Genomic DNA, 5,434 nt, shown 5'->3' with positions numbered 1-5,434 from the left:
CGCGTCGCGGCGGCGCGGCACGGTCGGCCGGGGTCGCGTCGTGCTCGGCGACGGTGTCGACGACGGCGTCCCGTGCACCGGCTGCGGCGTCCTTCGCCGAGTCGGCGGCGTCCGCTGCCAGCTCGGAGGAGCGGGCCAGCGCCTCGGTCGCCGCGTCACGGACGTCACCGGTGGTCTCGGCGGCGGAGTCGACGGCGCGCTTGGTCGCGTCGGCGGTGGCGTCCGCCGCACGGCGGGTGGCGTCGGCCGTGGCGTCGGCGGCCCGCTTGGTCTGTTCCGCCGTCGCCTCCGCGGCGTCGCGGGTGGCGTCGGCTGCCTGACGGGCGACGTCGGCGGTCGCCTCGGCGGTGCGCTTGGTCACGTCGGCGGTGGCGGACGCGGCTCGCTTCGTGGCGTCGGCGGTGGCCTCCGCCGCGTCCTTCAGTGCCGCGCCCGTGGCGTCGGTGGCGCGCTTGGTCGCATCCGCGGTCGCGGTCGCGGCCTGCTTGACGGCGTCGCCGGTCGCCTCCGCCGCCCGGCCGAGCGGCGACTGCTCGTCGTCGAACGGACCGTGCACGTCGAGCACACGGACGTCGACCGAGGTCGGGACGTCGGACACCTGGCGCGTGGCCGCGGCGACCTGCTTGCGGACCTCGTCCGCGACGGCGATGACCGGGTGCGGGTAGCTCACGACGACCGAGACGTTCACCGCGAGGGCGCCGTCCTCGTCGTCGACCTGGACGCCCGCGGTCCCGGCGCTCTTCCCGAGCTGCTGGCGGAGCTGGTCGGCCGCGCGGGCGGCGAGACCGCCGAGGTGGTGCACGCCGGGGACGCCGAGCGCCGTCTCGGCCGCGGTGCGGGCGACGACCGTCACGGTGCTCGCGTCGTCGGGCAGGGGCTCCGTGAGCTCCGCGGGCAGGGCGACTTCGGTCACCTGCGTGTGCGCATTCGGGTCGTGCTGCATCGTTCTCCTCCTCGTTCGGTCCACCGGAAACGTGTCGGGGCACCCGACATCGCGAGTGCCCCGACACGGTTCGTGCGTCCTACTTCTTGAAGACGTCCTTGACGTCCTCGCCGGTCTGCTTGACGCTCGCGGCGGCCTGGTCCTTCTTGCCCTCGGCGACCTTGTCGTCGTCGTTGGTGGCCTTGCCCACGGCTTCCTTCGCCTTGCCGGCGAGGTCCTGAGCGGCGTTCTTGATCTTGTCGTCGAGTCCCATGAGGGGTCCTTTCATCAGTCGGGCTGACGCCCGGTGGGTGGTGCGTCCGGCGGGTCGGGAGGCGCGGTGGCCGCCCGGCGCGCGTGTGTCAGTGGACGCGGGTTGCCTTGGCGAGGGCGGAGCGGGTGCCGCCCGTGAGGTGGACCAGGATCGGCAGTTGCCGGCCGAGGGTCCGGTCCAGCGTGGAGACGGCGTGGTCGACGGCGTCGAGGACGGTGACCGCGTCACCGCCGCGGCGGACCGCGACGCGGATGCGTGCGGCGCGCTGACGACGGACCAGGTACGTGTCGACCCGGGTACCGACGACGTCGCGGACGTCCTGGAGCTCGTGTTCGACGACGTCGCGGACGAGCGCGACGTTCACGGTGACCTGGTCGTCGCCGGAGCGTTCCCGCACGGCGACGGAGGTCCCTCCACGACCGCGGGTGAACACCCACAGCAGCGACAGCACGATCACGACCGCGCAGACCGCGACGACGATCCACAGCGACGACGCGGGCACGTCGAGGTTGCGCGGCAGGTCCACGTACGGTTGCACGGCGTCCCGGACCGGGGTCAGCACGCCGGCGCCGATGGTGACACCGACGATGACCGCGACCAGGCCGAGCACGAGCAGGATGATCCGGTTCATGGTCCGGTTGCTGCCGGTCATGCCAGCGTTCCCTTCTCCTCGACGCTGACGCTCACGCGCCGGCCGAAGCGTTCGTCCAAGCCCGCCAGGCGTGCCTGGACGGCGTCCCGGACGACGGAGTCGTCGACGGGGATCCCGCTGACCGGCACCACGCGCACGTGGGTGGAACGGCCACGAGCGGTCGCGGACGTGTTGCCCTCGGGCACACCCGCGGCGAGCCCGGCCGCGTTGGCGGCCGTCGAGGCGACGATGCGGCTGTCGATGATCACCGCGCCACGGTCGTGGTCGATGACCGAGCGGTGCTGCCGGCCGGGCTTGAGGGCCAGCACGATCAGCACCACACCGAGCACCAGCAGCACCACCGCGACGACCTCGGCGATCGTCACGAACGCCGCGTCCGGTCGCAGGGCCGCGTCCACGACCTGCTGCGGGTCCGCCACGAGCGGCGGACGGCCGATCCCGGCGAGGACCGCTTCGGTGCCGATCCACGCCGCGACCAACGCCAGCACCACGAGGGCGACGGCGACCGCGGTCGAGCGGGAGCGGTGCACGCTGCGGCGACGGATGCGTCGTTCCACGGAACCGTTGCTCATGATGGCCTCCTACAGGGTCCGGGACCGGTGCTCGCGCACGATCCCGGTGAGTTCGATGTGGGCACTGCCCACCCGGCGGCCGGTGAGGTCCCCGACCCGGCCCTTGACCTCGTCAGCGACCCGCACGGACCGGGCGAGGATGTCCTCGCCCGCCGAGATCGGACCGGTGATGTCGAGCGCGAGCGCCCCGGACGCATCGCCCAGGCCGACCCGCACCCGCTTCGCGGGCGCGCCGAGCCGTTCGGCTGCGACGGCCCGCGCCAGCGAGGTCAGGGCACGAGCGGTGATCTCGACCCGGCCCGGGACGTCCGGGCCGGCACTCACCGGGAGCTCCGACGCCCGGTCAGAACGTCCGTCAGGGCACCGCGGTCGATCTTGCCCGTCACCAACGCCGCGACGAGCGCGCCGAGAGCACCGAACACGACCACCAGGACGAAGCCCCAGAACCCGAACTGCAACGCCACGACCGCGAGGATCGCGCCGATCAGCGCGCCGACCAGTGTGTTACTCAACGCGGGACTCCTTCTTGTCGTCGTTGTCGTCGTCGTCGCCCGGGATGTAGACGTCCTGGACGGTCACGTTGACCTCGGCGACCTCCATGCCGACGATCTGGGTCAGCGCACGGGCCACCGCGGAGCGGACGCCGTCGGCGACCTGCTGCAGCGACACCGGATACTCGGCGACGATCACGATGTCCGCGGCGACCTGCTTCTCGCCGACCTCGACCTTGACGCCCTGACCGAAGTCACGCTGACCGATCGCGTCGCGGATCGCACCGATCGCACGCGCTGCGCCGTTGCCGAGCGAGTGCACACCGTTCACCTCGCGAGCCGCGATCCCCGCGACCTTCGACACCACCGTGTCGTCGATCGTGGTCTTGCCCGTCACGCCACCAGCCGGTGCGGTCGCAGCGCGGCCCGCGGTCGTCGCAGCCGGGGTGGTCGTCGTGGTGTCAGCCATCGTGGTTTCCTTCCGATTCGGTCCCGCCGGGCGTTCCCAGCGGTTGCTGTTCACGGATGAGACGGGGCTGACTCGAGGATCGTCACACGGGGCCGATCGAGTTCAGGAACTTCCCAGGGATGGCGCGGAACGCGCAGCGCTGCGTACCCCTGCTGTGCCGACGGTCAGCGAGCTGCGCTGATTCCGTCCGACGCGTTGCGTTCTGCAGCACCACGGATCGACCGCACGGCCGCCATCGGGGACTCGCCCCGTTCCTCCAGGAAGAGCTGCTGCAGCCGCCGTGGGCGCACGCCCGCGGCGTCGGCGATCGCCTGCAGCGTCAGTGCCTCGTCGGGGTTCGACTCGATGAACTCGACGGCACGACGGAGCCGCCACGAGGCGCGGCCCGGTCGGGCGGCGCGTGAGGAGCGCAGGGTCGACGCCGGGTCCTCGCCGAACCGGTCGCGGTACGCGACGGCGAGACGTCCGTGGTTCGTGAAGCCCCATCGCCGGGCGATCTCGGTGACGCTCTCGTCGCCGTCCGTGTGCAGGAGCTCGCGTCGGACGCGGTCGAGTCGGTGGTCGCGGAGGAAACGGTGCGGGGTCGACCCGAGGGTCCGCGAGAACACGTCCTGCAGGCCGCGCTGGCTCAGCCCGCACGCGGCGGCGATCTCGGGGACTGCCGGGCGTTCGGCGGCGTGTTCCTCGATGAACCGGACCGCGTCCCGCAGCCGGTTCGCCACCGGGACGTCCGAGCCGCGGTTCCGGACCGGGAACGTGTCGAGGACGACGACCGCGAGCCGGCGGTTGAGTGCCGTGCGCATCGGGCCGAGCACGCGGTCGTCGACGAGCATCGGACCGATCTCGCGCACGAGGTGTCGGAGGGGCTCCTGGCGCGCGACGACCTCGTCCTGCTGGTCGAACAGGAGCGGGCCGTCGGGGAGTGCGAAGCCGAGGTCCTGTCCGACCGCGCGGAGGAACCGGTCGGCGATGTGCACGCCGTTGTAGATCGTGCCCGTCGACTCGAAGCGGTAGGCCTCGGACGCCGAGGCGATGTACGGGCTGCCGGGGACGACGACGCGGGACCGGTCGGCGAAGTGCATCTCGAGCTGCCCCTTGGTGAGCCAGAACACGACGTGGTCGTCCCGTGGCCCGATGACTCCACCACGCCTGCCGCCCTCGGCCCGCATCGTCCGGAGCGTCAGGTCGTCGTCGCCCACGACCGTGTACTCGTAGCGGGTGTCCCGGGTGGCGAAGGTGCCCGAGGCGAAGTCGGAGCCGTGGTACTCGGCCTCGAAGATGTCGGAGTAGTCCGACCCGTCGCCGTCGGCGAACCGCAGTCTGCGGAAGCCGTTCGTCGCCGCCTCGGTCATGATCGCATCATCGCACGGTTCGTCCCGGGTCACGGCAACGGCGGATGGGTATACCCTAGGGGGGTACCGTACGGATGACGGAGGCCAGCATGCACGAACACGTCGGCTACATCGGCGACAAGGACGACCTGCTCAAGCGACTCCGTCGCGCCGAGGGGCAGGTGCGTGGCATCGCGCGCATGGTCGAGGACGAGACGTACTGCATCGACGTCCTCACCCAGATCTCCGCAGCGAACCGGGCACTCGAACGCGTCGCCCTCTCGCTGCTCGAGGACCACCTGCGGCACTGCGTCGCCGAGGCCGTCGCCGAGGGCGGTGACGCTGCGGACGCGAAGGTGCGCGAGGCCAGCGACGCCATCGCGCGGCTCGTCCGCTCCTGACGGCGTCGACGCCGACGTCGTGACCCGACCCCAGAAGGGAACCACCATGACCACCGAACTGCTGCTCGTCGAGGGCATGACCTGCGACCACTGCGTGATGAGCGTCACCGAGGAGCTCGGCGAGCTCGACGGGGTGTCCGACGTCCGGGTGCGGCTCGTCCCCGGCGGCGCCTCCGAGGTGACGGTGACGTCCGCGGCGCCGGTGCCGCAGGACGCGCTCCGCGCCGCCGTCGCCGAGGCGGGGTACGAGGTCGTGCGGTCATGACGGACGGGGTCGTCGAGCTCGACATCACCGGGATGACCTGCGCCTCGTGCGCGAACC

At 72.1% G+C, this 5,434-nt stretch carries 10 protein-coding genes; 2 read left to right on the top strand and 8 right to left on the bottom strand.

What is annotated here, in order from left to right:
• The 8 genes from I5E_RS19915 to I5E_RS23040 all read right to left on the bottom strand — a co-directional run.
• A partial coding sequence (locus I5E_RS19915) for an Asp23/Gls24 family envelope stress response protein (protein WP_022908529.1) occupies nucleotides 1-943 on the bottom strand: 943 nt, incomplete at its 3' end.
• Nucleotides 944-1,022: 79 nt separating this feature from the next.
• Entirely contained in the window at nucleotides 1,023-1,196 is a 174-nt protein-coding gene (locus tag I5E_RS19910; RefSeq protein ID WP_022908528.1) for a CsbD family protein, read from the bottom strand.
• Nucleotides 1,197-1,284: 88 nt separating this feature from the next.
• Entirely contained in the window at nucleotides 1,285-1,848 is a 564-nt protein-coding gene (locus I5E_RS19905) for a hypothetical protein (RefSeq protein ID WP_022908527.1), read from the bottom strand.
• Nucleotides 1,845-2,420 (bottom strand): DUF6286 domain-containing protein, encoded by a 576-nt coding sequence (locus tag I5E_RS19900; RefSeq protein WP_022908526.1) that lies wholly within the window; start codon nucleotides 2,418-2,420, stop codon nucleotides 1,845-1,847. The genes I5E_RS19905 and I5E_RS19900 overlap by 4 nt, the downstream gene beginning before the upstream one ends.
• 9 nt (nucleotides 2,421-2,429) lie before the next feature.
• Nucleotides 2,430-2,744, bottom strand: coding sequence for a hypothetical protein (locus I5E_RS22305; protein ID WP_022908525.1), 315 nt, complete (start codon nucleotides 2,742-2,744; stop codon nucleotides 2,430-2,432).
• Complete coding sequence (locus tag I5E_RS19890) at nucleotides 2,741-2,932, bottom strand: DUF2273 domain-containing protein (RefSeq protein WP_022908524.1); 192 nt, start codon at nucleotides 2,930-2,932, stop codon at nucleotides 2,741-2,743. The genes I5E_RS22305 and I5E_RS19890 overlap by 4 nt, the downstream gene beginning before the upstream one ends.
• On the bottom strand, nucleotides 2,925-3,380 hold the full coding sequence (locus I5E_RS19885; protein ID WP_022908523.1) for an Asp23/Gls24 family envelope stress response protein: 456 nt from the start codon (nucleotides 3,378-3,380) through the stop codon (nucleotides 2,925-2,927). Before I5E_RS19885 ends, I5E_RS19890 begins: the two co-directional genes overlap by 8 nt.
• Nucleotides 3,381-3,544: 164 nt before the next feature.
• Nucleotides 3,545-4,732 (bottom strand): helix-turn-helix domain-containing protein, encoded by a 1,188-nt coding sequence (locus I5E_RS23040; RefSeq protein ID WP_022908522.1) that lies wholly within the window; start codon nucleotides 4,730-4,732, stop codon nucleotides 3,545-3,547.
• 89 nt (nucleotides 4,733-4,821) lie between these two features.
• Between I5E_RS23040 and I5E_RS19875 the strand changes: the two genes are divergently transcribed.
• Nucleotides 4,822-5,112, top strand: coding sequence for a metal-sensitive transcriptional regulator (locus I5E_RS19875; RefSeq protein ID WP_031263278.1), 291 nt, complete (start codon nucleotides 4,822-4,824; stop codon nucleotides 5,110-5,112).
• Between the two features lie 46 nt (nucleotides 5,113-5,158).
• The gene (locus I5E_RS19870) at nucleotides 5,159-5,377 is read left to right on the top strand and encodes a heavy-metal-associated domain-containing protein (protein ID WP_022908520.1); all 219 of its coding nucleotides are present in this window, start codon (nucleotides 5,159-5,161) and stop codon (nucleotides 5,375-5,377) included.
• Nucleotides 5,378-5,434: the final 57 nt, after the last annotated feature.

This window comes from Curtobacterium sp. B18, from assembly GCF_000333375.1.
Lineage (GTDB): Bacteria > Actinomycetota > Actinomycetes > Actinomycetales > Microbacteriaceae > Curtobacterium.
The sequence above is the reverse complement of the archived record's forward strand: the minus strand, read 5'-3'. Positions and strand labels throughout refer to the sequence as shown.